Here is a 25379-nt window from a genome sequence, read left to right on the forward strand (position 1 = left end):
ACGTGATCAGGTGCCACAGAAGGTGCGGTAGTCGGTGAAGTCGTCAGGAGGCGGTTCGGCGTAGCGCTGCAGGCCGGGGCGTTCGTCATACGGCGCGGACAACACGGGCAGCAGCTGTTGCAGTGGCGTCAGGTCGCCGGCAGTCGCCGCGGCCAATGCCTCCTCGACGAGGTGGTTGCGCGGAATGTAGACCGGATTGACCCGATCCATCAGGTCGGCGGCCGGGTTCAGCGCGCGCCACCGCAGCGTCCACTCGTCGAACGCCGCAAGATCGAGGAAAAGCCGGCGCGCCGGTTCGGCATCCCCACGGGCCGCGTGCGCCAACTGCCGGAAAAACGAGGTGTAGTCGACGCGGCTCTGCGCAAGCAGAGCAAGTAGGTCATCGATCAGCACCGCCGACACGTCGTCGATGCCGTCGGCCGGCAGCCCGATTTTCGCGCGCATCCCGGTCGACCAGGCGTGCTGGTACTGCTCAGGAAAAGTGCGCAGCGACTCCGTGGCCATGGCGACGGCCCGCTCCGCGTCATCGTCGAGCAGGGGCAGCAGGCTCTCGGCGAACCGGGCGAGATTCCACTGCGCCGCGGCCGGCTGATTGCGATAGGCGTAACGCCCGTCGCGGTCTATCGAGCTGAAGACTGTGCCCGGGTCGTAGCCATCCATGAAGGCGCAGGGACCGTAGTCGATGGTCTCGCCGGAAATCGTCATGTTGTCGGTATTCATCACGCCGTGGATGAAGCCGACGAGCATCCACCGAGCCACCAGCGAGGCTTGCGCGGCGAGCACTGCGTCGAACAACGCCAGATAAGGGTTGTCCGCGCCCGCGGCTTCGGGGTAATGGCGCACGATGGCGTGCTCGGCGAGCCGGCGGAGCAGGTCGAGATCGCCGTTGGCCTGCGAGATCTGGGCGGCGTACTGAAAGCTGCCGACCCGAAGATGACTACTCGCCACCCTGACCAGTAGCGCACCCGGCAGTTGCGTCTCGCGCCACACCTCACGGCCGGTCGCGATGACGGCCAGCGAGCGGGTGGTCGGAATGCCGAGCGCTTCCATCGCCGAGCTGATCACATACTCACGCAGCATCGGGCCGACGACCGCCAGACCGTCGCCGCCGCGGGCGAAGGGCGTCCGGCCCGAACCCTTGAGGTGTAGGTCGCGGGTGCGGCCGTCGACGTCGGTCAGCTCGCCGAGAAGCAGGGCACGCCCGTCCCCCAGCCGTGGCACGAAGCCGCCGAACTGATGCCCGGCGTAGCCCTGCGCCACCGGGGTGGCCTCCTCTGGGACCACCGCACCGACCAGCAGGGCCAGCCCGTCGCCGCTTCGCAGCCAGGCCGGGTCGAGGCCCAGCTCGGTGGCCAGCCTGTCATTGAGCATGAGCAGGCGAGGATCGGGGGCGGCCTCGGCCTGCCAAGGAATCGCCAGCTCCGCGAACTCGCGGGCGAAGTGGTCGCCCAAGGCGACGCCGAACGTGCCGGTCGTGGGTGCAACGCTCACGGGTCCAGCCTACGGCCGGGCATCCGACGGGCGCCGGTGTGTTTGCCGTCACTCTGGAGGTCGGCCACCGCCGCAGTGTCGAGCACGTCGAATCCTGCCACCGACCGATCAGATCCTGCCACTGGAATTAAACCGCTGACCTGCCTGTTGACTCGACCAGACCGGCGAAAAGGACCGCCACCACCAGCCGGTAGAAACGCCAAGAGGAGAACGAAAATGAAGAATTTCGGATTTGCCGCCGTCATCGCCTCCGGTTTTGCCGCCGCGATCGTGGGTCTGGCCGCGCCTGCGCAGGCCGACCTCGGACATCACGACTGGGTGAACCAGGTCAGCGGTGGTACGAGCGTCGTCGTCCCGCAGGTCGACACCAGCGTGCACAACTGATCAACCCGATCACCGACGAGGGCACCCGCGCTGCGGGTGCCCTCGTTTGTCGTCGTGCCTCTAGAGCGTCCCGAAGAATTCGATCCAGTTGCCATCCGGATCAGTGACGAACAGCCACCCCATCCCTGGCACCGGCTCGAACTCGGTCAGCGGTTCGGCGAACTCGTATTCAGATTCCGCGATCTTCTCGGCGAGGCCGCTGAGATTCTTGACCCCGAATGTGAGGTACCGAATGCCCGCCTGTGCCCTGCCCCCACCCGGCGCAGCGGGCTGCGGCGGAGGCGGGTCATAGGTAACCAGTTTGATCACGTTGCCGCCCAAGGCATACCGCCGTTGCGAGCCGCCGGGGAACTCCAGTTCGCCCTGCAGCTCCAAGCCGAGGAAGTCGCCGTAGAAGGCGATCATGGCGTCGAGGTTCGTCGTCACGACGGCGACTTCGACATTCGTGGACAACAGCTCCAGTTTCACGGGGCCACCGTATAACGATCCACCGCCGATGCCGCACGATTGTTCACTAATTATGGACGATGGCTGAGAATGGTTGCGTGGACACCCGCCGGCTGCGCCTGCTGCTGGCGTTGTCGCGGCTGGGTTCGATGCGGGAAGTCGCCGACGCCTACCGGCTGACCACGTCCACGGTCTCCCAGCAGATCGCCGCCTTGTCCAAGGAGACCAACGCGCAGCTGATCGAACCCGACGGCCGCCGCGTCCGACTCACCCCGGCGGGTCAACGACTGGCCGATCACGCGGTGACGATTCTCGCGGCGGTCGACGCCGCCCGGCTGGATCTCGATCCGGACGCCGACCCGGCGGGGACGGTCCGGGTCGGCGGTTTCGCCACCGGTATCCGGCTGTCGTTGATGCCGGTGCTGACGGAACTGGCGCTCACCCACCCCAAGGTGGAGGTGGTGATCAGCGAGTACGAACCCGTCGAAGCTTTCGCCCTACTCGCCGAGGACGCCCTCGACCTGGCAATGGCCTACGACTACAACCTCGCGCCGGCAGCCCCGGACGCCGTGTTGGAAGCGGTGCCGCTGTGGTCGACCGTGTGGGGACTGGGCGTGCCGGATAACGCAGCGCAGGGACCCGCCGATCTCACGTCGTATGCGAACCACCGCTGGATCGTCAATTCCCGCAACACAGCGGACGAGGATGCCGTACGCACACTCGCGGCGCTGGCCGGGTTCACCCCACGCATCTGGCATCAGATCGACAGCCTCGACCTAGTCGAGGATCTGATCGCCGCGGGATACGGCGTTGGCCTGCTGCCACTGAGTCGCCCCACCCGGCCGGGCGTCACAGTCCTGCCGATCGTCGACCCCGAGATCGTGCTGACGGCGTACGCGGTGACCCGACGCGGTCGTTCCACCTGGCCTCCGCTGCGACTTTTATTGGACCGGCTGCAACCCCGATCAGCAACCACCCCGTCACAGACGCACTGGCCACGCAACGCCGGCTGAACCGCAGGCACGGTTGAACAATCCGTGACACGTCAATGTCGCGCGCGCAAACCGCCTCCGGCAAGGGAATCCATTGCGAAAATGAAAAAACGTGACGGAATCGGTTGCGGCCACCCCTCCGATGGGTGATTGTTTTACTCACGGCGGTTCGAATCCTGCCCGGGTTCGGCCAACGAAGTACGAGGAGGATCTGTCCTGACGAAGACCGGCGCTGAAGCCACAGACCAGAAACAGGGACAGGACGGCACGCCCCGCGGATCGGGTAAACCGGTCATCGAGATCGACCACGTCACCAAACGCTTCACGGATTACGTTGCCGTGTCCGACGCTGACTTCTCGATCGCATCCGGCGAATTCTTTTCCATGCTGGGCCCGTCCGGCTGCGGTAAGACGACCACACTGCGAATGATCGCGGGATTCGAGACACCGACCGAAGGGGCGATCCGCCTCGAGGGTGAGGATGTGTCCCGGGTGCCGCCGCACAAGCGCAACGTCAACACCGTGTTCCAGCACTACGCACTGTTCCCACACATGTCGGTGTGGGACAACGTCGCCTACGGCCCGCGCAGCCTCAAACACGACAAAGGTGAGGTCAAGCGGCGCGTCGACGAGATGCTCGACGTTGTGCGGCTGACCGATTTCGCCCAGCGCAAGCCCTCTCAGCTCTCCGGCGGCCAACAGCAGCGCGTCGCACTCGCCAGGGCACTGGTGAACTACCCGAGCGCACTGCTGCTCGACGAACCCCTCGGCGCGCTGGATCTCAAGCTGCGGCATGTCATGCAGTTCGAGCTGAAGCGCATCCAGCGCGAGGTCGGCATCACGTTCGTCTACGTGACCCATGACCAGGAAGAAGCGCTGACCATGAGCGACCGCATCGCGGTCATGAACACCGGCAATGTCGAGCAGATCGGTACCCCGACCGAGATCTATGACCGTCCCTCGACGGTGTTCGTCGCCGGCTTCATCGGTCAGGCGAACCTCTGGCACGGCACGCAGACGGGACGGGCCAACCGCGATTTCGTCGAGGTCGAGGTACTCGGATCAAAACTGCAGGCCCGCCCAGGTGACACGACGATCGAATCCGGCGGCCAGGCGACGCTGATGGTGCGCCCGGAACGAGTCCGAGTTTCCATTGACGCGCCGACCAGTGGCATCGTCTCCGTTCCAGCCACAGTGACCGATCTGACGTTCCAAGGCCCGGTCCTGCGGCTGCAGCTGGCCGCGGCCGATGGTTCGGCCATCCTCGCGCACGTCGGCGCCGAGCAGGAACTGCCGATGCTGCGTCCCGGCGATCAGGTCCACGTGGGGTGGCTGCCCGAGGCATCACTGGTGCTCCCCGCCGCCGATATCCCGACCACCGAAGACCTCGAAGAGATGCTCGACGACACCCCGTAACCGGCACCCGCGCCGAACCCCGCCGCACGCCCCTTACCTCCAGGACCAACGAAAGGCACTGCCGCCATGGCCCCCTCCAAAGACAACGACTTCGACAACGCGGACCCCCGACTGCTGGCGCGAATCGCAGCCAACCCGGCCTCCCGCCGGCGCTTCATCGGCGGCGGCGCCGCCGCCGCTGCCGCGCTGGTTCTCGGCCCCTCGTTCCTCGCCGCCTGCGGCTCGAAGAGCAGCTCAGGTGGTGGCAGCACTGCGGCGGCGGCGCCGTCCGACGACGGTTCGCCTGCCACCGGCACGCTGCGAATCTCGAACTGGCCCCTGTACATGGCCGACGGTTTCGTCGCGGCCTTCCAGAAGGCGTCGGGGCTGACAGTGGATTACAAGGAAGACTTCAACGACAACGAGGAGTGGTTCGCCAAGAACAAGGACCCGCTCTCGCGCAAGCAGGACATCGGCGCCGACCTCGTCGTACCGACCCAGTTCATGGCGGCCCGCCTCAATGGACTCGGCTGGCTCAATCCGATCAATCACGACCGGGTGAAGAACTTCACCAACCTGCGTCCCGACCTGCTCAACGCCAGCATCGACCCGGGCCGAAAGTTCTCCGCGCCGTACATGTCGGGCATGACCGCACTGGCCTACAACAAGGCCGCCACCGGCCGGCCGATCACCACGATCGACGATCTGTGGGATCCCGCATTCAAGGGCAAGGTCAGCTTGCTGTCCGATATGCAGGACGGCCTCGGCATGCTGATGCTCTCCCAGGGCAGCTCGCTGGAAGAACCCACCGAGCAGACGGTGCAGAAGGCTGTCGACCTGGTCAAGGAACAGAAGGACAAGGGTCAGATCCGCCGGTTCACCGGCAACGACTACGCAGACGACCTGGCGGCGGGCAATATCGCTATCGCCCAGGCTTATTCGGGTGACGTGGTGCAGTTGAAGGCGGACAACCCCGATCTGGACTTCGTCGTCCCGGAATCCGGTGGCACGTGGTTCATCGACACCCAGGTGATCCCGTACACCACGCAGAACCAGAAGGCCGCCGAAGAGTGGATCAACTATGTCTACGACAAGCCGAACTACGCCAAGCTGGTCGCGTTCACCCAGTACGTCCCGGTGCTGGCGGATATGGTCGATGAGCTCAACAAGATCGACCCGAAGCTCGGGGCGAACCCGTTGATCAGCCCGCCGCAGGCCACGCTGGACAAACTGAAGTCGTGGGCGGCGCTCACCGACGAGCAGACTCAGGCCTTCAACACCGCGTACGCCGCCGTCACCGGCAGCTGAGATGGCAGGTGTAGCCAGCAGCAGCCGTCAGCGGAGCAAGATCGCTCCGTATCTGATGATTCTGCCCGCGCTCGCGTACTTGGCAATCTTCTTCGTCGTCCCGTTCTGGTCGCTGTTCCGCACCTCGCTGTCGTCATCGGGCGGCTCGATCTACATGCCGACACTGACCTTCAACTGGGACTTCGGCAACTACGCCCACGCGTTCTCGGCATATCAGGATCAGATCCTGCGGTCACTGGGGTATGCATTCACGGCAACCGTTGTGTCGCTGCTGATTTCGTATCCGCTGGCCTACGTGATCGCGTTCAAGTCGGGTCGGTACAAGAACCTGCTGCTCGGCCTGGTCATCCTGCCGTTCTTCGTGACGTTCCTGATCCGCACGCTGGCCTGGAAGACGATCCTGGCCGACGACGGATTCGTGGTGCAGACCCTGGACGCGATCGGGGTACTGCCCCACGACGGGCGACTGCTGTCCACGGCCTGGGCGGTGATCGGTGGTCTGATCTACAACTCGATGACGTTCATGATCCTGCCGCTGTATGTCAGCCTGGAGAAGATCGACCCGAGATTGCTCGAGGCGTCAAAAGACCTGTACTCCAGCAATGTCCGGGCGTTCAGCAAGGTGATCCTGCCGCTGTCGCTGCCCGGCGTGCTGGCGGGCAGCCTGCTGGTCTTCATTCCGGCGATGGGCGATTTCATCAACGCCGACTATCTGGGCAGCACACAGACCACCATGATCGGCAACGTCATCCAGAAACAGTTCCTGGTGGTCAAAGACTATCCGGGAGCGGCGGCGCTGAGCTTCGTGCTGATGGCGCTGATCCTCGCCGGCGTGCTGTCCTATACCCGGGCACTGGGCACGGAGGACCTGGTATGACACTGCAAGAGGCCACCGCGGTACTCGACGCGATCGACACCAAGCGTTCGAAGGGCAGGCGCAGTCTTGGCGGCGGCAAGCTCGGCGACATCGTCTTGAAGGCGATCGCCGGCCTGGTGATGCTGTACATCTTCCTACCGATCTTCGTGATCGTCGCCTTCTCGTTCAACCACCCCGCAGGCAAGTTCAACTACACCTGGCAGGGCTTCACGCTGGACAACTGGGCCCATCCGTTCAAGTATCCGGCGTTGACCAAGGCCATGCAGATGAGCCTGTCGGTGGCGGCGCTGTCCACTCTGATCGCGGTGGTTCTCGGCACGCTGCTCGCCATCGCCCTTGTGCGGCAACGTTTCCGGGGTAACAAGGCGGTCGAGACGTTCCTGGTGCTTCCGCTGACCGCTCCTGAGGTCGTGATGGGCGCCTCGCTGCTGACGCTGTTCCTGGATCTGGGCTGGGCGACCGGTTTCGGCACCATCCTGATAGCGCACGTGGCGTTCGAGATCAGTTTCATCGCGATGACGGTGCGGGCCCGGGTCCGCGGCTTCGACTGGACACTCGAGGATGCCTCGATGGACCTGGGCGCCAGTCCGGCCCGGACCTTCTTCAAGGTGACGCTGCCACTGATCGTCCCCGGCATCGTCGCGGCGGCCATGCTGTCGTTCGCTCTCTCGCTCGACGATTTCATCATCACCTATTTCGTCAGCGGCTCCACGGTCACCTACCCGCTGTTCGTCAACGCTGCGGTGAAGGCCGCGGTGCCACCGCAGATCAACGTCATCGCGACCGCGATTCTGGTGGTCAGCCTGGTCCTCCTGGGGGCCGGGACGCTGTATCGCCGCAAGAAGCTCGATGCCTGACCTCACCGGGCCGACCGATGCCGCCGAGGGAACGAGGCGGTTGAGAAGCCAGGCGGGTTAGGCAATCCAGTTTGCGGCCACCCGCATTCGGGTACCGAAATTGACATGGCCGAAAGTCGAGTTCACGGTGCGGTGGAACAGGCGACCAGCACGGCCGCGTTCGAGAAGGCGGCCCGGGCAGGTTATGCAGTAAGCGGAGTGCTACACCTGTTGATCGCCTACATCATTGCCATGCTGGCATTCGGTGTCGGCGGCAACGCCGACCAGTCCGGCGCCCTGGCAGCCCTGGCCAGCAAGAGCGGAGGCGCCGTCGCCCTCTGGGTCGCCGCCGTCGGGTTGTTCGGGCTGGCGCTGTGGCGCGTCGCGGAGGCGGTGGTCGGGTCGCATCCCACCGACCCGACCGACAACGACGAAGGCATGGAGAAGCAGTTCAACCGGATCAAATCGATAGCGCTGGCGATCGTCTACTGTGCGCTGGCGGTCTCGGCGATCAGATTCGCCAGCGGCGGCGGGCAGTCCAGTGGAGCGCAGAACGCCGGGATGTCGGCGCAGTTGATGCAATCCGGTTGGGGTAAAACGGTTCTCATCATCGTGGGGCTGACCGTCATCATCATCGGCGGATACCACGTCTACAAAGGCGCCACCAAGAAGTTCCTCGAGGACCTCACGGTGTCCGGCGGCTCAGTGATCACGCCGCTGGGGATGACCGGGTACATCGCCAAGGGTGCGGCCTTTACCGGTGCGGGCATCCTGGTCGTCGTCGCCACCCTCACCGCCGCCCCGGCCAAAGCCGCCGGTATCGATGCTGCGGTGAAAACGTTGGGGCAGGCACCATTCGGGAAGATACTGCTGCTCATTGCCGCACTCGGGATCGCCGCCTACGGCACCTACTGTTTCGCGATGGCGCGCTTCGCGCGGATGTGATCTGCGGGCCGACCATCTGGTCAGGGAGCGAAGTAGCGCAACCTGCTGATGGACCGGTCGCGGGTGAAATCGGCGATCAGCACACCCCGCTCGTCGCCGTTGACGACGGACACCGCGATTGCCGGCCCCGCGGCGATGTACTTGGCGAAGTGGGCACCACGTAAACGACCGGTCAGCTGTTCGAGCCCGATCGGTGAGGCGTCACCCAGGATGACGGCCGCACTGCCCAGCAGGCGACGGGTGGTCACTTCGTCCCCGCCGGCCACCGCACCCAACAGGCCGTCGAGTGTGCGCCGAGCCGAGGTTCCGACGCGTCGAAGTCCCCGCACGAAGCCGATCGCGCCACCGGGGCCTTGATTGGCCAGTAGCGCACGCGCCAATGCCAGTCCCGGCGCAGCCGCCCGCAGACCGTGCCTGCCGAACTGGAGGATCATCGGCGGCAGCTCCCAATATGCCTGCAGTTCGGCAATTTTGAGCTCGCCCCCGGACTCCCGGACGCTGTAGCGCAGGAACGCGGGGATCGCCATCACCACAGCGGAACCCATCCGTACGTCGAGGGTGAGGTCGCGTAGCACCGTCGAGCCGCTGACGATATCGGCAGTGCTGCGATAGGACAGCTGACGGGGGCCGATGAAGGTGTCGAAGAAGGCGCTGATCTGATCTGGCCCGATATGCGGCCGCGATCCGACCGGATCCTCGACCCGCCCGTCGGGGGTGAACAGTCCGACCCACCCGCTGCGGTCCCCGCGGCCGGCGGCCTGCAGTGACCGCTCGGCCGCGGCGAGAATCTCCCTGTCGTTCTGAGTCATCCGGATGATCAGTCGAAAGTCTTTGCTGAACCGACGATTTCGACGTCGGCTCGGCGGAGTTCGGCAACGGCCCGCGCGGTCGATTCCGGTGCCACTCCCGCGGTCAAGTCGAGCAGCACCCTGGTGCTGAACCCGGCGCGGGCTGCGTCGGCCGCGGTGGCCCGCACGCAGTAATCGGTGGCGATGCCGACCACGTCGACCTCGTCCACCTCGCGGTGGCGCAGCCAGTCCGCCAGCGGCGTCTGGGTGCCGTCAGCACCTTCGAACCCGCTATACGCCGCGGCGTAGGCGCCCTTGCGGAACACCGCTTCGACCGCGCCGGTGTCGAGGTCGGGATGAAACTCCGCGCCGACGGTCTCGGCCACACAGTGACGTGGCCAGGAGTCCGTGTAGTCGGGCTGATCCGAGAAGTGCTCGCCGGGGTCGACGTGGAAATCCTTGGTGGCCACGACGTGGTCATAGCCGTGGTCGCCGGTGAGTCGTTCGCTGATGGCGCGTGCAACGTCGCTACCGCCGGCCACAGCCAGCGAGCCACCCTCGCAGAAATCGTTCTGGACATCGACGATGATCAGCGCTCGCATGATTCCACCGTATCCGCCGATAGGGAAAGCCGATACGGTGAACGACGCCATGACTCTTTTTGATTTCTTCCAGGCCGAACAACTGCCCGCGCCCACGGTGACACCGTCCGATGCGATGGATATCGCGAGAGACCATTTCGGTCTCGACATCCTCGCGGCGGGCGTGACACCGCTGGGCAGTCAGCAGGATGCCAACTTTCTGCTCGCCCGCTCTGACGGCCGGCCGGTCGGCGTCCTGAAGGTCGCCAATCCAGCGTTCAGCCGCATCGAGATCGAAGCGCAGGACGCGGCCGCGGCCTTCATCGCCGACGTCGAACCCGGGGTCCGCACTGCCACGAACATCGCCCTGCCCGGCTTGGCCCCGATCGCCGCGGTGGAGACCGGCGGCGGCACCGTGTACGCGAGGATCATCCGGTACCTCGACGGCGGTCCGATGAGTGGTGACCGCTACGTTTCGCCGGCCCGCTGGGCCGCGCTGGGCACACTGGCGGGCCGGGCCAGTCGCGCGCTCGCCACGTTCGACCACCCCGGTGTGGACCGGGTGCTGCAATGGGACCTGCAGTACGCCGACCGGACGATCGACGTACTGGCCCCTTATGTCGCCGACGCCGGGCGCCGGAGACGAGTCGAAGCGGCGACAAGCCAAGCCTGGGAGGTGGTGTCGAGCCTTGCCGCCGGGCTGCGCAGCCAGGTCGTGCACTGCGATATCACCGACGACAATGTGGTGTGCTCGCCGCGCGATGCCCGACCTGACGGGATCATCGACTTCGGCGACCTGACCAGGTCGTGGGCCATCGGTGAACTGGCGATGGCCGTGTCTTCGCAGCTGCGGCATGCCGACGGCGAACCCGCAGCGACCCTGCCGATCATCACCGCCTTCCACCGTCAGCGTCCGTTGGCGGCCGACGAGATCGCGGCGCTGTGGCCACTGGTGGTGTTGCGCGCAGCCACCCTGATCGTCAGCGGTAACCAACAGACCACCATCGATGCCGACAATGATTACGCCACAGGTGCTTTGGAGCACGAGTGGCGGATCTTCGAACGCTCGCTGGCCGTGCCGTCGATCGTGATGACGGGGCTGATCGCCGATGCGCTCGGCGTCGCGCCCACCCAGCGGCCGGTCGCAGTCGCGTTTCCGCTGTTGAGCGGGGTCGATGCCGCGGGGGTCCACCACCTCGACCTGACCACGGAATCTGAGCACCTCGACGCCGGCAGATGGTTACATACCGACGCCGAGGACACCCTGGCGGTCGCAGCACTGGGCGGCGGTGCGGCGGCGGTGATCAGCGGCTACGGGCAGGCGCGGCTGACCAGATCCGTAGCGCTGCGCAGTGAATCACCCGCCACCGTAGCCACTGGTGTCGATGTCTGGCTGGCGCGGGAGACCACGGTGGTGGCACCGTTGAGCGCTCTGGTGGCCAATGTCACCGACCACGAGATCACCCTGACCACCGACTCCGGTGAGGTGGGCACACTGCACCTGCGGGGGGCGCTGCGCGCCGGCGACGCGGTCCGGGTCGGGCACGCCGTCGCCGAGGGCGCCCCGCTCGGGACCGCCGGGCCGGGCCGGGTGTGGCTGCAACTCGACAACGCCGGCGAGACAACCGAGGTGCCCGCATTCGTCCGGCCCGAGTACGCGCCGGGCTGGCTGGCCCTGACCCGCGATCCGCTGCCGCTGTTCGGGGCCGCGGCGGCGGTCCACAGCCCACCGGACTCGGAGGCCTTGGCGCAACGCCGCGGCCAGACGTTCGCAGCCGTGCAGGAGCAGTACTACCGCCACCCGCCGCGGATCGAGCGGGGCTGGCGCGAATACCTGTGCGATACCGACGGACGCAGCTATCTCGATATGGTGAACAACGTCGCCGCCATCGGCCACGGCCATCCCGATCTGGCTGATGCCGTTGCGCGACAATGGCGTCGGCTCAACACCAATTCGCGCTTCCACTACCGGGCCGTCGTGGAATTCTCCGAGCGGCTGGCCGCGACCTTGCCCGATCCACTGGACACCGTGTTCCTGGTGAACTCCGGTTCGGAGGCGGTCGACCTGGCGTTGCGGTTGGCGTTCGCCACCACCGGCCGCCAGGATGTGGTCGCGGTCGCGGAGGCCTATCACGGCTGGACCTATGCCACCGACGCGATCTCGACGTCGGTGGCGGACAACCCCAACGCCCTGGCGACCCGGCCGTCGTGGGTACACACCGTGCCCTCCCCCAACAGTTTCCGTGGCGATCATCCGGGTGCCTCGGCGTCCGAGTACGGCCCCGAGGCCGCCAAGATCATCGAAGTGCTTGCCGCACAGGGCCATCCGCCCGCAGCCTTCATCTGCGAGCCGTTCTACGGCAACGCAGGCGGAGTGGAGCTGCCGGCGGGATATCTCGCCGCGGTGTACGCCGCCGTACGAGCAGCGGGTGGTCTGGCGATCGCCGACGAGGTCCAGGTGGGTTACGGCCGATTGGGCCGGTGGTTCTGGGGATTTCAGCAGCAGGGCGTACTGCCCGATATCGTCACGGTCGCCAAGGCGATGGGTAACGGTCAACCCCTTGGCGCGGTCATCACCACCAAGGCGATCGCCGACGCCTACCGCACCCAGGGTTACTTCTTCTCCTCAGCCGGTGGCAGCCCGGTGTCCAGTGTGGTGGGACTGACGGTGCTCGACATCATCGAACGCGAAGGCCTGCAGGCGAACGCCCTGACAGTCGGTGATCATCTGCGGTCACGGCTGACCGAACTCGCGACTCGGCACCCGATCATCGGTGCCGTCCACGGCAGCGGGCTCTACATGGGCGTGGAACTGGTCAGGGACCGAGCGACACTGGAGCCCGCCGACACCGAGACCGCCGCGATCTGCGAGCGCATGCGTGAGCTGGGCGTGATCGTGCAACCGACGGGCGATCACGTGAACGTGTTGAAGATGAAGCCCCCGATGTGCATATCGGTCACCTCGGCCGATTTCTTCGTCGACATGCTGGACCGGGTACTGAGCACGGGCTGGTGACATAGCTCACACTCGCCGGCAGCGCCATCACAGCTCGCGCAACCACTGCTGCTGACGTCGGACGAAATCGGCGTCGACCACCGCGCCGTGGCCCGGCACGTAGACCCCATCGGCACCGCCGAGGGCGAGAAGTCGCTCCATCGTCGTCACCCACTGCGCCGGGTCGGAGTCGTCGCCGACCGCCGGATCAGCGGATTCTTCGACCAGGTCGCCGCAGAACAGCACCGTCGGATCGGTGTCGCGCAGGCCCGGCACCCGCACCACCAGGTCGTGATCGGTGTGGCCGACACCGGGATGGACCAGCTCGACCGTGCGGTCGCCCAAGTCGATCAGGGCCCGCTCGACGAGGTGCTGCGGCAGCCGGATCGCAGCGATCACCGCGTCGATATCGGCTGGTGCGGCCCCGTAGCCGAGCGCATGCGTGCGGAGGTAGTCGGTCCGGTGCGCCATCGTCTCGGCTACCGCGGTCATCGCGTAGACCCCGGCGTCGACGAACACCGCGGAGCCGAGAACATGGTCGAAATGGTCATGAGTCAGCACCAGATGGCTGACACCGCGGTCGTCGAACGTCCGCACATCGGCATCGATGCCGCGGGCCTCGTCCAAGGTTGTCCCACTGTCGATCAGCACCGCCCCGTCCCGGCCGAGCACCATACCCACGGTGACGTCGAGAAAGGCCAGCCTGCAGCGGTAGACCCCGGTGGCCAACGGCTCCCATGACTGATTCATCGAGTCAGTGTCACCGGTTTCGGCCGGGGGTGCCGGCTGCCGACGCTGCGACCCGGCGCGTTGCATCCCCTAGCTATGCGAATTAAGGTCCAGACACATGTCCAGAAAAATCGGTGGGATGCCCTGCTCCGCCTTTGCCTCGGTTCCGGGAAAGGTCTAGGTATGCGGATCGCACTGCTGTCCTACCGCAGCAAGACACACTGCGGCGGGCAGGGCGTCTACGTCCGGCATCTCAGCCGCGGCCTCGTCGAGCTGGGTCACCACGTGGAAGTCTTTTCCGGCCCGCCCTACCCGGGCGGCCTGGACCCCCGCGTCCACCTGGTGGAAGTTCCCAGTCTGGACCTCTACCGCGAACCCGACCCATTCCGGGTGCCGCACCCCAGCGAGATCAAGGACCGGATCGATCTGCTCGAACTGGCCACCATGTGGACGGCCGGTTTCCCCGAACCCCGCACCTTCGGGCTCCGCGCCGCCCGCCTGCTGTCGGTTCGCCCGGACGATTTCGACGTCGTGCACGACAACCAGAGCCTGGGTACCGGCCTGCTGAAGGTCGCCGCGTCGGGTCTGCCGGTGGTGGCCACCGTGCATCACCCCATCACCCGTGACCGCGTGCTGGACCTGGCCGCCGCGCAGTGGTGGCGCAAGCCGCTGGTGCGCCGCTGGTACGGCTTCGCCGAGATGCAGAAGAAAGTGGCCCGCACCATCCCCGACCTGCTCACCGTCTCGAGTACCTCGGCCACCGATATCGCCGACGATTTCGGGGTCAGCCCCGATCAGCTGCATATCGTCCCCCTGGGCGTGGATACCGCGGTGTTCGCCCCGACCGAGGCCCCCCGCGTGGCCGGCCGGATCATCGCGATCGCCAGCGCCGACGTTCCGTTGAAGGGCGTCGCGAACCTGCTGCAGGCGGTGGCCAAACTTCGCACCGAACGCGACGTCGAGCTGCAACTGGTGGCCAGGCTGGAAAGCAATGGGCCCACCGAGAAGTTGATCGCCGAACTCGGCATCTCCGATATCGTGCATATTTCCAGCGGCGTCACCGACGCCGAGCTTGCGAGGCTGCTGGCTTCGTCTGAGGTCGCTTGCATCCCTTCGCTTTACGAGGGCTTCTCCCTACCGGCGGTAGAGGCAATGGCCTCAGGCACCCCGGTTGTCGCCAGCCGGGCCGGTGCGCTTCCCGAGGTGCTCGGTGACGACGGTGCCTGCGCAGAGTTGGTCGAGCCGGGCAATGTGGAAGAGCTGACCGCGGCGCTCGGCGAGTTGTTGGACTCCCCCGACCAGCGGCGGCGCCTCGGTGCCGCGGGCCGACGGCGGGCATTGGATGTGTACAGCTGGGAATCCGTTGCGGCACAGACGGTCAACGTCTACCAACGGGCAATCGATCGGATGGCATCATGCTGACAGTGGACTTCGACCGGCTCGGTATCGGGCCGGATACCAAGGTGATCGACGTCGGTTGCGGCGCGGGACGGCACAGTTTCGAGGCCTATCGGCGCGGCGCGGACATCATCGCGTTCGACCAGGACGTCACCGAATTGGCCGACGTGGCCAAGATGTTCGAGGCAATGGCCGACGCGGGTGAGGCGCCTGCTTCGGCACGCGCCGAGGCACGCGTCGGGGATGCGCTGGCCCTACCCTTCCCCGATGGCACCTTCGATGTGGTGATCGCCTCGGAGATCCTCGAACACGTTCCCGCCGACGAGGCCGCCATCGCCGAGCTCGTTCGGGTGCTCAAACCCGGCGGTGCCCTGGCGGTCACCGTGCCCCGCTGGCTTCCCGAGAAGGTGTGCTGGATCCTCTCGGACGAGTACCACGCCAACGAGGGCGGCCACATTCGTATCTACCAAGCCAGTGCGCTGCGCGAGAAAGTCGAAAAGCGCGGGATGCGGTTCACCCATACTCATTTCGCACACGCGTTGCACTCGCCGTTCTGGTGGCTGAAATGCGCTGTCGGCATGGAGAACACGAAGAATCCGCTGGTGGCCGGGTACCACAAGCTGCTGGTGTGGGACATGATGTCGCGGCCGCTGGTCACCAAGGCCGCCGAGGCGGCGCTCAACCCGGTGATCGGAAAGAGCGTCGCTCTGTATTTCGAAAAACCGGCGGATGTCGAGAAGCCGCGGAATCCGAAGAGCCCGTCTGATGCCTCAGGCTGATATCCCCGTGGTGCCGGGGATTCTCACCGCACAGCAGTGTCTGGATACGGCGACGTCGATCGCCCGCACCCAGCAGCCCTCTGGTGCGATTCCCTGGTCTGCCTTGGGCCATACCGATCCGTGGGACCACATCGAATGTGCGATGGCCCTGACCGCCGCCGGCCTGATCGAACCCGCTCGCGCGGCCTTCGCCTGGTCGCGGCGTGAGCAGCGGGCCGACGGGTCGTGGCCGATCCAATTCCGCGGCGGCACTGTCGAAGACGCCAACAGCGACAGCAATTTCTGCGCCTACATCGCCACCGGCGTCTGGCATCATGTCCTCGTCACCGGGGACGACGCATTCGCCGAACTGATGTGGCCGACCGTCACCGCGGCCATCGAGTTCGTTCTCGACCTGCAACTCGGCAGTGGCGAAATATGCTGGGGCGCAGGGCCTTCCGGTCGCATCGAAGAGGCACTGGTCACCGGTTCGTCCAGCATCTACCAGAGCATCCGGTGTGCCTTGGCATTGGCCAACCATCTGGGCGAACCGCAGCCCGAATGGGAGGTCGCCGTCGGTCGCCTGGGCCACGCGCTGGCCACCCATTCCGGGGCCTTCACCGAGAAACCGCACCATTCGATGGACTGGTACTACCCGATCATGTGCGGGGCGTTACGCGGGGACGCCGCAGAAAGCCGTATCGATCTGCGCTGGCACGATTTCGTGGTCGACGGTATCGGCATCCGGTGCGTCGATGACCGACCCTGGGTGACCGGCGCCGAAACCTGCGAGCTGGTCTGCGCCCTGGACGCGCTGGGTCGGGGCGACGAGGCCCACGAGCAGTTCGCCAACATGCAGCACCTGCGGGAGCGCGACGGTTCGTACTGGACCGGTCTGGTCTTCGCCGACGGCAAACGCTGGCCCGTCGAGCGCACCACGTGGACGGGGGCAGCGGTCATTCTGGCCGCCGACGCATTGTCCAACGCCACCGGGGGCAGCGGGATATTCCGTGGCACCGACCTGCCCCGCGGCCTCGAAGGCGATTACGACTGTGAATGCCTCACGAGCGAGCGGTAAGTCAGGAGACTGTGCCTCCGGCGTCGCCGGCCACCCGCTCCAGCACCCGCAGCGTGCCCGTCACCGACACCTCCGTGAACGTGCCACCGTCGATCGCGCGCCGGTAGATCTGGTAGGGCGCCTGCCCACCGTCGGCGGGGTTCGGGAACACGTCGTGGATCACCAGGGCTCCACCGGACTTCACCCATTTCGCCCAGCCGTCGAAATCACGGTGAGCGGCGGCCTCGGTGTGCCCGCCGTCGATGAACAACAGGTTCAGCGGAGTGTGCCAGTCCCTGGCCACCACGGTCGAGCGGCCAACCACCGCAACGACATTGTCCGCCAGGTCCGCCGCGTCCAAGGTGTGTCGGAAGGTCGGCAGGGTGTCGAACAGGCCGGTCTGCGGATCGACCATCGAGGTGTCGTGGTACTCCCAGCCAGGTTGGTGTTCCTCGGAGCCGTGATGATGGTCGATGGTGTAGAGCACGCTGTCGGTGTTCAATGCCGCAGCTCCGAGCAGCACGCTGGATTTGCCGCAGTACGTGCCGATCTCGACGCCGACGCCACCGCCGAGATATTTCAGCGCCGCTTCGTAGAGCGCCCGGCCCTCGTCGGCGGGCATGAACCCGATCACCTGGTCCGCCAGAGCGAACAGCCGTTCGGTCTGGGTTTGCGCGACGTGTGCTGCCTCGGTGTCGGTCATCCAGGCAACCTAACCTGTCCATACCACCGATGGCCAGCGCGCATGCTTGCCGACCACAATCCGGTGTAGTAGCGTCCGGACATGTGTCCGATCTGGTAGCTCGGGAGTCGACTCGACGTCGACTGACGGCTAAGCAGGCCGATACGGTCGACCGGCTGGGCAGGTGCGCCGTGGACATCCTGAGCCGCGAGGGATACTCCGGGCTGACCATCCGGATGGTCGCCGCCGAAGCCGGTGTCGGCGCCGCCACCGCCTACACGTATTTTTCCTCCAAGGAGCATCTGGTCGCCGAGGTTTTCTGGCGCCGCCTCGCGAGTTCCCCTGAGCCGCAGAATGATTCACCCGACTCGACAGCCAGGGTGGTGGCCGTGCTGCGGCACATCGCACTCCTGGTCGCCGACGAACCCGAACTGGCCGGCGCCGTGACGAACGCGCTGCTCGGCAAGGATCCTGATGTCGAGCACCTCCGGTTGCGGATCGGACTGGAGATCCAACACCGGCTGTCGGTCGCACTCGGCAGCGAAAGCGATCCGGATGTCATCGCCGGTCTCGAACTGATCTACGTCGGTGCGCTGGTCCGGGCAGGCATGGGCTACGCCTCCTATCAGCAGATAGCCGACCTGTTGGAGAAATCGGCCCGGCTGCTGTTGACGTAGCGTGAGCGGGTGACTCGCCGCCTCGCCGCCCTCGTGGGCACGGCTGTCGTACTGCTGTCCGGGGTCATCACACCGGCCACCACGCCGCTGGCATCGGCGGTGTGCAGCGTCGCGTCGGACTGCGAACTCCAGCAACGGATCGCGGCGGCCGACACCTACCTGGCCACCCGGCCCGGCGTGGTCGGATACGTGCTTCGCGACCGCAGCACGGGCGCGACCTACCGCAACAGCAATGCCGGTGCGCTGATCTGGACGGCGTCGACGATCAAGCTGGCCATGGTGGTCGACCTGCTCAGCAGGCACTACGCCGGCAACCTGAACCTGAGTGCGAGCGATCAGCATCTGATCGCGGCGATGCTGCATTCCTCTGACGACGATGCCGCCGATTCCCTGTGGTCGCGCTACGGCGGACCCGACCACACCGCCTTCAACGCCAACTTTCCCCGCTACGGGTTCTCCGACTTTGCGCCCCAGCGCGGCTTTTCCGACATCTACCCCTATTGGGGATTCCAAAAGACGACGGCCAATGACCTGGACAGGGTGATCAATTACACGCTGACCCGGCTGGATCCCGCGGACACCGCGAGCATCGTGCACCAAATGCAGAACGTCGACCCCAACCAGCAGTGGGGCGTCTGGGGCGCCGGGCCTGCGATGGCACCGGGCAACAAGGACGGCTGGTCACAGGAGCAGGGCGGGTGGGTGACCAACTCGGTGGGATTCGCCGGTCCCGGCCAGCGCTACACCTTGGCGATCATGAATTCGCTGGGCGGCCAGGGCGGATACGACGACGGTGTCGCGACCACCACCCACCTGAGTGCACTACTTCTCGGCGGCCTGAGCACCCCCTGACCTCTCGTCGATGACGCCCCTTGACCGGTGGTTTGCGGTCCAGAATCGGGGGGAACACCCCCGGCATGTTGTTACGCAGAATCGCCAGGCCCATGTTGTCCGCAGCGTTCATCGGTCAGGGCATCGCTGCCCTGCGCAGCCCCAAGCCGGCGGCCGATATCGCCCGACCCACCCTCGAAGGTCTGCAGAAGCTTCCTGACCCGGTGGGCGGGAACGTCCCGACCAACGCGGAGACCTTCGCGAAAGTCAACGCCGCCATCCAGATCGGCGGCGGTGTCCTTCTTGCGACGGGCAAGGTTCCGCGGCTGGCATCGGCGGCCCTGGCAGCCACCGTCATTCCGGGCAACCTGGGTGCACACATGTTCTGGTCGGAGACCGATCCCGTGGTGAAGGCGCAGAAGCGCCAGGATTTCCTTATCGACCTGAGCCTGCTCGGCGGATTGATCATCGCGTCCGCGGATACGGCAGGGAAGCCGTCGCTGGGCTGGCGCGGCAAGCGCGCCGCCAGGAAGCTGGGCGACACCGTCACATCCGCGTTGCCGAGCGGATCAAACGTGGCGCTGATCGATCCCGAGCTGGTCGAAAAGGCGGGCCACACCTTGCATGCCGGCGCCGAACGCGGACGGGATTTGGTGCTCGAGGCGGGCGAGCGCAGCGCACCGCTGGTGGAAGCGGCTCGCAAGCGTGCCGAGGAACTCGCCGAGGTGGCGGCAGAGCGCAGCGCTCCCCTGGCGAAGAAAGCCCGTAAGCGCGGAGCCGAGCTCGCCGACGTGGCCAGCAAGCGCGCCGAGGAATTGGCCGACGTGGCCAGCAAGCGTGGTGAAAAATTCGCCGATGTCGCGAGCAAACGAAGTGCCGAATGGGCCGAACTGGCCAGAGAACGTGGCGTGGAATTGGCGCAGGCGACCAGGGACCAGAGCGAAGAGCTGGCTTCGGTTGCCGGCAAGAAGGCCCGCAAGAAAGCCAAGGCGCTGAAGAACCGCTGATTTCGCGGAAGCGGCGCAATCTTAAGCTTTTCGGAAAAGTTGCAGGTCACCGCCCGGGTGAACAGGTAGATACCCCGGCGGTGGCTTTAGCTCTCGACGCGGTGAACGCCGTTGTGCCATTGACCGGCGCGGTAGATTACGGCAATCGACAACCGCGATAGGGAGCTCAATAAGATGACCACGGGTGATTACGATCCGAATAACCCGCCTCAGCCTGGCGGATACCCGCCACCGCCACCGCCGCAGTACGGCCAGCAGGGCGGATATGCCCCGCCGCCCCCACCGCCGTCCTATGGCCCGGCCGGCGGTTATCCCCCGCCCCCGCCCGGCGGCTATCCTCCGCCACCCCCGCAGTACGGCGGCGCGCCTGGCTACGGCTATCCTCCCCCGCCGGGCCCGGTGGGGGGTCAGCAACCGGGCAGCCTGGGAATTCGCTTCGGCGCCCGGCTGATCGACGGCATCCTCGTCGGAATCGTCGCGTTTGTTCTGGCTCTGGTGATCAGCATGGAGAGCAACATCCTGGTCACCGGCCTCTTTTCCGGGGTGCTCACCTTCGTGTACTTCGTGGCATTTGAAGTGACGCAGGGTTGGACGCCCGGTAAGAAGATCCTCGGACTGAGCGTTCACGGACCGGGTGGCGCACCCAAGCCTGACGTCAAGCAGTCCGCGATCCGCAACTCGTTCACCTTGCTGTCGGTGATCCCGTACGTCGGTGGCCTACTCGCCCTGATCGCCTACATCGTGATCGCGGTGACCATCAACAGCAGCCCCACCAAGCAGGGCAAGCACGATGAGCTCGCCGGCGGCACCCAGGTCGTCAAGGGCTAGTACCCATCAGCGACGAAAAGAGACCCCCGACATGTCGGGGGTCTCTTTTCGTCCGTCTGCTTAGACCACCAGGTCCAGCAGCAGGACCACACCGAGACCGCTGACCGAGAGCACGGTCTCCATGATCGACCAGGTCTTGATGGTCTGTCCCACCGTGATCCGGAAGTATTGGTTCACCAGCCAGAACCCGGCATCGTTCACGTGGGAGAAGAACAGTGATCCGGCGCCGACCGCGAGCACGACCAGCGACACCTGGGCGGTGGGCAGGCCCTCCACGAGCCCGAGGATGAGCGAGGACGCGGTGATGGTCGCGACGGTCGCCGAACCGGTCGCCAGGCGAATCAGCACCGCGAGGATCCAGGCCAGCAGGATGACGGAGAAGTGTGCCCCCTCGGCCCAGCGCGCCAGCAACGTGCCGATACCGCTGTCGACCAACACCTGTTTGAATCCGCCACCTGCGGCGACGATCAGGATGATCCCGGCCACCGGGGGTAGGCCCGATTCGATGCACTTGGTGAGCTGATCGCGCGTCATCGCTGCACCACGGCCCAGCGTGACCATGCCCACGATGACGGCGATCAGCAGGGCGACCAACGGGGTGCCCAGGATGTCGAACACCTGCCGGACCAGTTGCTTCTTGTCGTCGACGAAAATGTCCACCAACGCCTTGCCCAGCATCAGCACCACGGGCAACAGCACACTGAACAGCGTGACGCCGAACGACGGACGACGCCTCTCAGCACCGTCCTCGGCGAACCGGTCGGCGTCGAATGTGTCGGGCGCTGCGACGACCACCCACTTTCCGGCCAGCTTTCCGAACAGCGGACCCGCCAGGACGATGGTCGGGATCGCAACGACGACACCGAGGGCCAGTGTGATACCCAGATCGGCGTGGAGCAGGCCGATCGCCGTCAGCGGACCGGGGTGGGGCGGGACGAATCCGTGCATCGCGGAAAGACCTGCCAGCGCAGGGATTCCGACGGTGATCAGCGACAGCTGCGATCGTCGCGACACCAGGTAGATGACGGGCATCAGCAGGACCAGCCCGATCTCGAAGAACATCGGCAGGCCGATGATCGCGCCGACCAGAGCCATCGCCCAGGGCAACATGCGCGGCGACGCGTGCCCGACGATGGTGTCGACGATCTCGTCGGCGCCTCCGGAGTCGGCCAGCAGTTTGGCGAACATCGCGCCGAGGGCGATCAGGATCCCGACGCTGGCCGCAGTGTCACCGAATCCCTTTGCGAAAGAAGTCAATACGGTCTGCAGGTTGACACCCGCCACGATTCCGACGGTCAGCGCACCGAAGATCAGGGCCAGGAACGGGTGCAATTTCACGATGGTGATCAGCACGACGATCACCGCAATCCCGGCTACGAACGCCGCGACCAACTGCCAGCCGGAGGCCACCGGCTCGGTGAGCTTCGGGGCGTCATCGGCCAGAAAGGTAATGCCGGAGATCATCTAGTGCTCCTGTCGCGTGCTGGCGAGGTAGTTCTCGACGATGGCGTCAATGCCCTGGTCGACGTCCACGGCGACGCCGTGCTCATCGGGTCCGAGCGGTTCCAGGGTGTCGAATTGCGACTTCAGCAGTGACGCGGGCATGAAATGACCCGGCCGGCTCGCCTGCCTGCGACCGATGACGTCGGGCGTGCCTTCCAGATGCAGGAACTCGACCTGCGGGCAGTGCCGGCGAAGTTGATCGCGATAGGTGCGTTTGAGCGCCGAACAGCTCATCACCCCGCCGCCGGAATGTTCGGCGAGCCAGTCGCCGATGGATTCCAGCCAAGGCCGACGGTCATCGTCGTCGAGTGGATGACCGGCGGTCATCTTGGCGATGTTGGCCGGCGGATGGAAGTCGTCCGCGTCGGCGAACGGAACGCGGAGACGTTGTGCGAGCGCGGCGCCGACGGTGGACTTACCCGACCCCGAGACCCCCATGACGACAATCGGTGACCCCATAACCTTCACTCCCCTGTTGTTACCCCGCTGTGCCTCTCGTCACACAGCATGCATTAATGATCATACGATTTCAAGATTACTGTGAATACATCTGTTTTAAGGGCGATATCACGCGCATATGACAGGATGTAACCGTGACGGGTGAGCCGAATGCCGAGCCCAAAATGGTCGGCGAGCTGCACGCGAATTTGCTCGATGCGCTGGGCTCCGGCATCGCGTCGGGCCGACTCGCGATCGGTCAGGTCCTCACCCTCGAGGGGGTCAGCACCGATCACGGCGTGTCCCGCAGTGTCGCACGGGAGGCCATCCGCGTGCTGGAATCGATGGGAATGGTCGCATCGCGCCGGCGCGTCGGCATCACGATTCAGGCTGCCGACAAGTGGAATGTCTTCGACCCCACACTGATTCGCTGGCGGCTCGATGCCGGCGACCGTGCGGCCCAACTGCTGTCGCTGTCCGAGCTACGCCGCGGATTCGAGCCCGCCGCCGCCGCCCTGGCCGCGCGGCGCGCCGACCCACACCAGTGCCGAATCATGGCGGCTGCCGTCTCCGACATGGTGGTGCACGGCCGATCTGGCGATCTGGACTCATACCTGTTGGCCGACAAGGTCTTTCACCGGACACTCTTGGAAGCCAGCGGAAACGAGATGTTCCGCGCCCTCAATGCCGTCGTCGCCGAAGTCCTCACCGGCCGCACCCAGCACGGACTGATGCCCGAACGCCCCAACGCCTCGGCGATCGCCCTGCACGACGAGGTGGCTCGCGCGATCCGGTTACGCGACGAAGCCACCGCCGAGGCCTCGATGCGGGCGATCATCGACGAGGCCGCATCCGCAGTCACCGAAGACGGGTGAGCCGACCCCCGATCATTGCCAGATCAGCCGGCAGTGACACTGAAATTCATCAGCAGGCCGTCGACCTTGGTGACCGTCACGGTGTCCGTCATCGTCCGACCGCCCGCGACGACCTCGCAACTGGCCTTGTTGCCGACTGTGCCTTCGAGCGCGGACCCACACGTCACCGACTCGACTGCCTTTCCACCGTGTCTGGCGACGATGTCCTTGACCGATTTCTCCAGCTGGGCCTTCGACAGAGCGGGCGACATCTCGTAGGACACCGTGGTGCCCTCGACCTTGGTCACCGTGACGATCGGTTCGAAGGCATTGATCGGGCTCAGCACGACCTCGCACGTGGTGGTCTTGCCCACGACACCCTCGAGGTCGGCGCTGCAGGTCACCGACTGCGGCTTCTGGCCCGCCTTGTGCAGGCGGTCGGTGATATCGCTCTGCAGATCGGCCTTCGTGACCGTCGGTGCACCCCCGCCCGTGGTCAAGCTGCAGCCTGACAGTGGCGCACAAACCAGTGCGGCGGCGCAGGCAGCCGTGACGAACGTCCTCATTTCGATCCTCTCGAAATTTGCCAAATCTGCATGCTGGGTAGGTTTAGTCGAAAAATAGTAGGTTGATGGTAACGGACGAGGTTAACTGAAGCCCATGGTGTTTTACTGGTCGGATGGAAAGAACACCCTCACTGGCTCGTCGCCTCTTCGACCGGTTCGAGCCCGTACACGGCGTCGTGTACTTCGCCCCCGAGGTCAGGGCGGCGCTCGACGGGCTCGGCTACCGGGGCTACTGGATGGGCTATTTTGCTGCGCGGTCCGCTCCACTGGGTGAGGTACCTGCAGAAGTGGTCACTGCACTGTTCTACAACTTCTCTCCCGCCAGAGTCGCCAAGGCACTACCTACGGCGTGGGAGATCGCACCGCCGGCAGAGGCCCTGCGCGTGCGCTGCCAAACCGCCGTCGCAGCCTTGCACAGATACGGCGTCGCCGACTCGCGTCACGACGAGGACGTCTCGACCACTGCCGATCTCCTCGCGAAGGCCGCAACGACCACCCCGGTGGCGGGCCGACCGCTGTTCGCCGCCAACAGTGCGCTGCCGTGGCCGTCGACACCGGTCGAAAAGCTCTGGCACGCCGCAACTCTGCTACGCGAACACCGCGGCGACGGGCATATCGCCGCGCTGGTCGCCGCAGGTGTCAGTGGCCGCGAGTCCAACGTGCTGCACGCCGCCGCGGGGGCAGTCGACCCGGAGTACATCAAGCGCACCAGGGACTACGACGATGACGAGTGGCAGCAATGCTGCGCCGGCCTGGCTCGGCGCGGCCTGATCGACGCCGCCGATCTGACGGTGACCGCGCAGGGCCGCGACCTCAAGCAGCAGATCGAAGCGGTGACGAACACCGTCGCGCTGTCCGCATTCGACGCCCTCGACGATTCGGAGATCGAGGCCTTGTTCGCCGCACTGACTCCGATCACTCGCACGGTGATCGCCGGCGGCGACCTGCCGGAGATGACACCGATGGGACTGCGCCGCGACGAACTGCACGACGACCAGCCCTGAGCTGCCCC

At 65.7% G+C, this 25379-nt stretch carries 26 protein-coding genes; 17 read left to right on the top strand and 9 right to left on the bottom strand.

The genetic code is table 11. The features are described from left to right. Positions 1-6 precede the first annotated feature (6 nt). Entirely contained in the window at positions 7-1491 is a 1485-nt protein-coding gene (locus H7J73_RS06095; protein WP_264066370.1) for a protein adenylyltransferase SelO, read from the bottom strand. 216 nt (positions 1492-1707) lie between these two features. Here H7J73_RS06095 and H7J73_RS06100 point away from each other — a divergent pair, with 216 nt between their 5' ends. Beyond that, entirely contained in the window at positions 1708-1875 is a 168-nt protein-coding gene (locus tag H7J73_RS06100; protein ID WP_264066371.1) for a hypothetical protein, read from the top strand. A 60-nt stretch (positions 1876-1935) separates the two neighbouring features. Here H7J73_RS06100 and H7J73_RS06105 read toward each other — a convergent pair whose 3' ends face one another. After that, positions 1936-2343 (bottom strand): VOC family protein, encoded by a 408-nt coding sequence (locus tag H7J73_RS06105; protein ID WP_264066372.1) that lies wholly within the window; start codon positions 2341-2343, stop codon positions 1936-1938. A 77-nt stretch (positions 2344-2420) separates the two neighbouring features. Between H7J73_RS06105 and H7J73_RS06110 the strand changes: the two genes are divergently transcribed. From H7J73_RS06110 to H7J73_RS06135, 6 genes are all read left to right on the top strand, one after another. Next, a complete protein-coding gene (locus H7J73_RS06110) occupies positions 2421-3335 on the top strand; it encodes a LysR family transcriptional regulator (RefSeq protein WP_264066373.1) in 915 nt (304 codons plus the stop codon). Between the two features lie 273 nt (positions 3336-3608). After that, positions 3609-4730 carry an ABC transporter ATP-binding protein gene (locus tag H7J73_RS06115; protein ID WP_264066401.1) on the top strand — a complete coding sequence of 374 codons (1122 nt, stop codon included), beginning with the start codon at positions 3609-3611 and terminating at the stop codon, positions 4728-4730. Between the two features lie 66 nt (positions 4731-4796). Then, positions 4797-6017 carry a polyamine ABC transporter substrate-binding protein gene (locus H7J73_RS06120; protein ID WP_264066374.1) on the top strand — a complete coding sequence of 407 codons (1221 nt, stop codon included), beginning with the start codon at positions 4797-4799 and terminating at the stop codon, positions 6015-6017. 1 nt (position 6018) lies between these two features. Beyond that, positions 6019-6894 (top strand): ABC transporter permease, encoded by an 876-nt coding sequence (locus tag H7J73_RS06125; RefSeq protein WP_264066375.1) that lies wholly within the window; start codon positions 6019-6021, stop codon positions 6892-6894. Next, positions 6891-7751: an ABC transporter permease gene (locus H7J73_RS06130; RefSeq protein ID WP_264066376.1), complete on the top strand. Its 861-nt coding sequence runs from the start codon at positions 6891-6893 to the stop codon at positions 7749-7751. Before H7J73_RS06125 ends, H7J73_RS06130 begins: the two co-directional genes overlap by 4 nt. Positions 7752-7856: 105 nt before the next feature. Next, positions 7857-8675, top strand: coding sequence for a DUF1206 domain-containing protein (locus H7J73_RS06135; protein ID WP_264066377.1), 819 nt, complete (start codon positions 7857-7859; stop codon positions 8673-8675). Positions 8676-8695: 20 nt separating this feature from the next. Here the strand turns inward: H7J73_RS06135 and H7J73_RS06140 are convergent, their stop codons facing one another. Then, complete coding sequence (locus H7J73_RS06140) at positions 8696-9484, bottom strand: nuclear transport factor 2 family protein (RefSeq protein WP_264066378.1); 789 nt, start codon at positions 9482-9484, stop codon at positions 8696-8698. Between the two features lie 8 nt (positions 9485-9492). Further along, on the bottom strand, positions 9493-10065 hold the full coding sequence (locus tag H7J73_RS06145) for an isochorismatase family protein (RefSeq protein ID WP_264066379.1): 573 nt from the start codon (positions 10063-10065) through the stop codon (positions 9493-9495). Positions 10066-10114: 49 nt separating this feature from the next. On the opposite strand from H7J73_RS06145, the gene H7J73_RS06150 reads away from it, so the two are divergent. Further along, the gene (locus H7J73_RS06150; RefSeq protein ID WP_264066380.1) at positions 10115-13060 is read left to right on the top strand and encodes an aminotransferase; all 2946 of its coding nucleotides are present in this window, start codon (positions 10115-10117) and stop codon (positions 13058-13060) included. 27 nt (positions 13061-13087) lie between these two features. Here the strand turns inward: H7J73_RS06150 and H7J73_RS06155 are convergent, their stop codons facing one another. Then, a complete protein-coding gene (locus H7J73_RS06155; protein ID WP_264066381.1) occupies positions 13088-13789 on the bottom strand; it encodes an MBL fold metallo-hydrolase in 702 nt (233 codons plus the stop codon). A gap of 162 nt (positions 13790-13951) precedes the next feature. On the opposite strand from H7J73_RS06155, the gene manT reads away from it, so the two are divergent. Genes manT through mmpH form a run of 3 tightly spaced genes read left to right on the top strand, consistent with a single transcriptional unit; the run spans position 13952 to position 17002 of the window. After that, a complete protein-coding gene (gene manT, locus H7J73_RS06160; RefSeq protein ID WP_264066382.1) occupies positions 13952-15190 on the top strand; it encodes an MMP alpha-(1->4)-mannosyltransferase in 1239 nt (412 codons plus the stop codon). Beyond that, entirely contained in the window at positions 15184-15945 is a 762-nt protein-coding gene (locus tag H7J73_RS06165; protein WP_264066383.1) for a class I SAM-dependent methyltransferase, read from the top strand. The genes manT and H7J73_RS06165 overlap by 7 nt, the downstream gene beginning before the upstream one ends. Next, positions 15932-17002 (top strand): MMP endo-(1,4)-3-O-methyl-alpha-D-mannosidase, encoded by a 1071-nt coding sequence (mmpH, locus tag H7J73_RS06170; protein ID WP_264066384.1) that lies wholly within the window; start codon positions 15932-15934, stop codon positions 17000-17002. Before H7J73_RS06165 ends, mmpH begins: the two co-directional genes overlap by 14 nt. Before the next feature lies 1 nt (position 17003). Here the strand turns inward: mmpH and H7J73_RS06175 are convergent, their stop codons facing one another. After that, a complete protein-coding gene (locus tag H7J73_RS06175) occupies positions 17004-17684 on the bottom strand; it encodes a class I SAM-dependent methyltransferase (protein ID WP_264066385.1) in 681 nt (226 codons plus the stop codon). Positions 17685-17767: 83 nt separating this feature from the next. Between H7J73_RS06175 and H7J73_RS06180 the strand changes: the two genes are divergently transcribed. The 4 genes from H7J73_RS06180 (at position 17768) to H7J73_RS06195 (ending at position 21006) form a co-directional block, all read left to right on the top strand. Further along, on the top strand, positions 17768-18340 hold the full coding sequence (locus H7J73_RS06180) for a TetR/AcrR family transcriptional regulator (protein WP_264066386.1): 573 nt from the start codon (positions 17768-17770) through the stop codon (positions 18338-18340). A 9-nt stretch (positions 18341-18349) separates the two neighbouring features. Then, positions 18350-19192: a serine hydrolase gene (locus tag H7J73_RS06185; RefSeq protein ID WP_435405430.1), complete on the top strand. Its 843-nt coding sequence runs from the start codon at positions 18350-18352 to the stop codon at positions 19190-19192. A gap of 65 nt (positions 19193-19257) precedes the next feature. Then, positions 19258-20178: a DoxX family protein gene (locus tag H7J73_RS06190; protein ID WP_264066387.1), complete on the top strand. Its 921-nt coding sequence runs from the start codon at positions 19258-19260 to the stop codon at positions 20176-20178. Between the two features lie 174 nt (positions 20179-20352). Further along, complete coding sequence (locus tag H7J73_RS06195) at positions 20353-21006, top strand: RDD family protein (RefSeq protein ID WP_264066388.1); 654 nt, start codon at positions 20353-20355, stop codon at positions 21004-21006. A gap of 60 nt (positions 21007-21066) precedes the next feature. On the opposite strand, the gene H7J73_RS06200 is transcribed toward H7J73_RS06195, so the two are convergent. Beyond that, entirely contained in the window at positions 21067-22470 is a 1404-nt protein-coding gene (locus H7J73_RS06200; protein WP_264066389.1) for a GntP family permease, read from the bottom strand. After that, entirely contained in the window at positions 22471-22968 is a 498-nt protein-coding gene (locus tag H7J73_RS06205; protein ID WP_264066390.1) for a gluconokinase, read from the bottom strand. 164 nt (positions 22969-23132) lie between these two features. On the opposite strand from H7J73_RS06205, the gene H7J73_RS06210 reads away from it, so the two are divergent. Next, on the top strand, positions 23133-23822 hold the full coding sequence (locus tag H7J73_RS06210; protein WP_264066403.1) for a FadR/GntR family transcriptional regulator: 690 nt from the start codon (positions 23133-23135) through the stop codon (positions 23820-23822). Between the two features lie 23 nt (positions 23823-23845). Here the strand turns inward: H7J73_RS06210 and H7J73_RS06215 are convergent, their stop codons facing one another. Further along, positions 23846-24367, bottom strand: coding sequence for a DUF4333 domain-containing protein (locus H7J73_RS06215; RefSeq protein WP_264066391.1), 522 nt, complete (start codon positions 24365-24367; stop codon positions 23846-23848). A 113-nt stretch (positions 24368-24480) separates the two neighbouring features. Here H7J73_RS06215 and H7J73_RS06220 point away from each other — a divergent pair, with 113 nt between their 5' ends. Continuing rightward, on the top strand, positions 24481-25371 hold the full coding sequence (locus H7J73_RS06220) for an SCO6745 family protein (protein ID WP_264066392.1): 891 nt from the start codon (positions 24481-24483) through the stop codon (positions 25369-25371). Positions 25372-25379 lie beyond the last annotated feature (8 nt).

Source organism: Mycolicibacterium komossense, assembly GCF_025822605.1.
Lineage (GTDB): Bacteria > Actinomycetota > Actinomycetes > Mycobacteriales > Mycobacteriaceae > Mycobacterium > Mycobacterium komossense.

Bases quoted from the DNA above. Each gene is read 5' to 3' on its own strand.
- H7J73_RS06100 (WP_264066371.1), top strand. From the start codon at position 1,708: ATGAAGAATTTCGGATTTGCCGCCGTCATCGCCTCCGGTTTTGCCGCC.
- H7J73_RS06120 (WP_264066374.1), top strand. From the start codon at position 4,797: ATGGCCCCCTCCAAAGACAACGACTTCGACAACGCGGACCCCCGACTG.
- H7J73_RS06125 (WP_264066375.1), top strand. From the start codon at position 6,019: ATGGCAGGTGTAGCCAGCAGCAGCCGTCAGCGGAGCAAGATCGCTCCG.
- H7J73_RS06130 (WP_264066376.1), top strand. From the start codon at position 6,891: ATGACACTGCAAGAGGCCACCGCGGTACTCGACGCGATCGACACCAAG.
- H7J73_RS06135 (WP_264066377.1), top strand. From the start codon at position 7,857: ATGGCCGAAAGTCGAGTTCACGGTGCGGTGGAACAGGCGACCAGCACG.
- H7J73_RS06140 (WP_264066378.1), bottom strand. From the start codon at position 9,484: ATGACTCAGAACGACAGGGAGATTCTCGCCGCGGCCGAGCGGTCACTG.
- H7J73_RS06145 (WP_264066379.1), bottom strand. From the start codon at position 10,065: ATGCGAGCGCTGATCATCGTCGATGTCCAGAACGATTTCTGCGAGGGT.
- H7J73_RS06150 (WP_264066380.1), top strand. From the start codon at position 10,115: ATGACTCTTTTTGATTTCTTCCAGGCCGAACAACTGCCCGCGCCCACG.
- H7J73_RS06155 (WP_264066381.1), bottom strand. From the start codon at position 13,789: ATGAATCAGTCATGGGAGCCGTTGGCCACCGGGGTCTACCGCTGCAGG.
- manT (WP_264066382.1), top strand. From the start codon at position 13,952: ATGCGGATCGCACTGCTGTCCTACCGCAGCAAGACACACTGCGGCGGG.
- H7J73_RS06165 (WP_264066383.1), top strand. From the start codon at position 15,184: ATGCTGACAGTGGACTTCGACCGGCTCGGTATCGGGCCGGATACCAAG.
- mmpH (WP_264066384.1), top strand. From the start codon at position 15,932: ATGCCTCAGGCTGATATCCCCGTGGTGCCGGGGATTCTCACCGCACAG.
- H7J73_RS06175 (WP_264066385.1), bottom strand. From the start codon at position 17,684: ATGACCGACACCGAGGCAGCACACGTCGCGCAAACCCAGACCGAACGG.
- H7J73_RS06190 (WP_264066387.1), top strand. From the start codon at position 19,258: ATGTTGTTACGCAGAATCGCCAGGCCCATGTTGTCCGCAGCGTTCATC.
- H7J73_RS06195 (WP_264066388.1), top strand. From the start codon at position 20,353: ATGACCACGGGTGATTACGATCCGAATAACCCGCCTCAGCCTGGCGGA.
- H7J73_RS06200 (WP_264066389.1), bottom strand. From the start codon at position 22,470: ATGATCTCCGGCATTACCTTTCTGGCCGATGACGCCCCGAAGCTCACC.
- H7J73_RS06205 (WP_264066390.1), bottom strand. From the start codon at position 22,968: ATGGGGTCACCGATTGTCGTCATGGGGGTCTCGGGGTCGGGTAAGTCC.
- H7J73_RS06210 (WP_264066403.1), top strand. From the start codon at position 23,133: ATGGTCGGCGAGCTGCACGCGAATTTGCTCGATGCGCTGGGCTCCGGC.
- H7J73_RS06215 (WP_264066391.1), bottom strand. From the start codon at position 24,367: ATGAGGACGTTCGTCACGGCTGCCTGCGCCGCCGCACTGGTTTGTGCG.
- H7J73_RS06220 (WP_264066392.1), top strand. From the start codon at position 24,481: ATGGAAAGAACACCCTCACTGGCTCGTCGCCTCTTCGACCGGTTCGAG.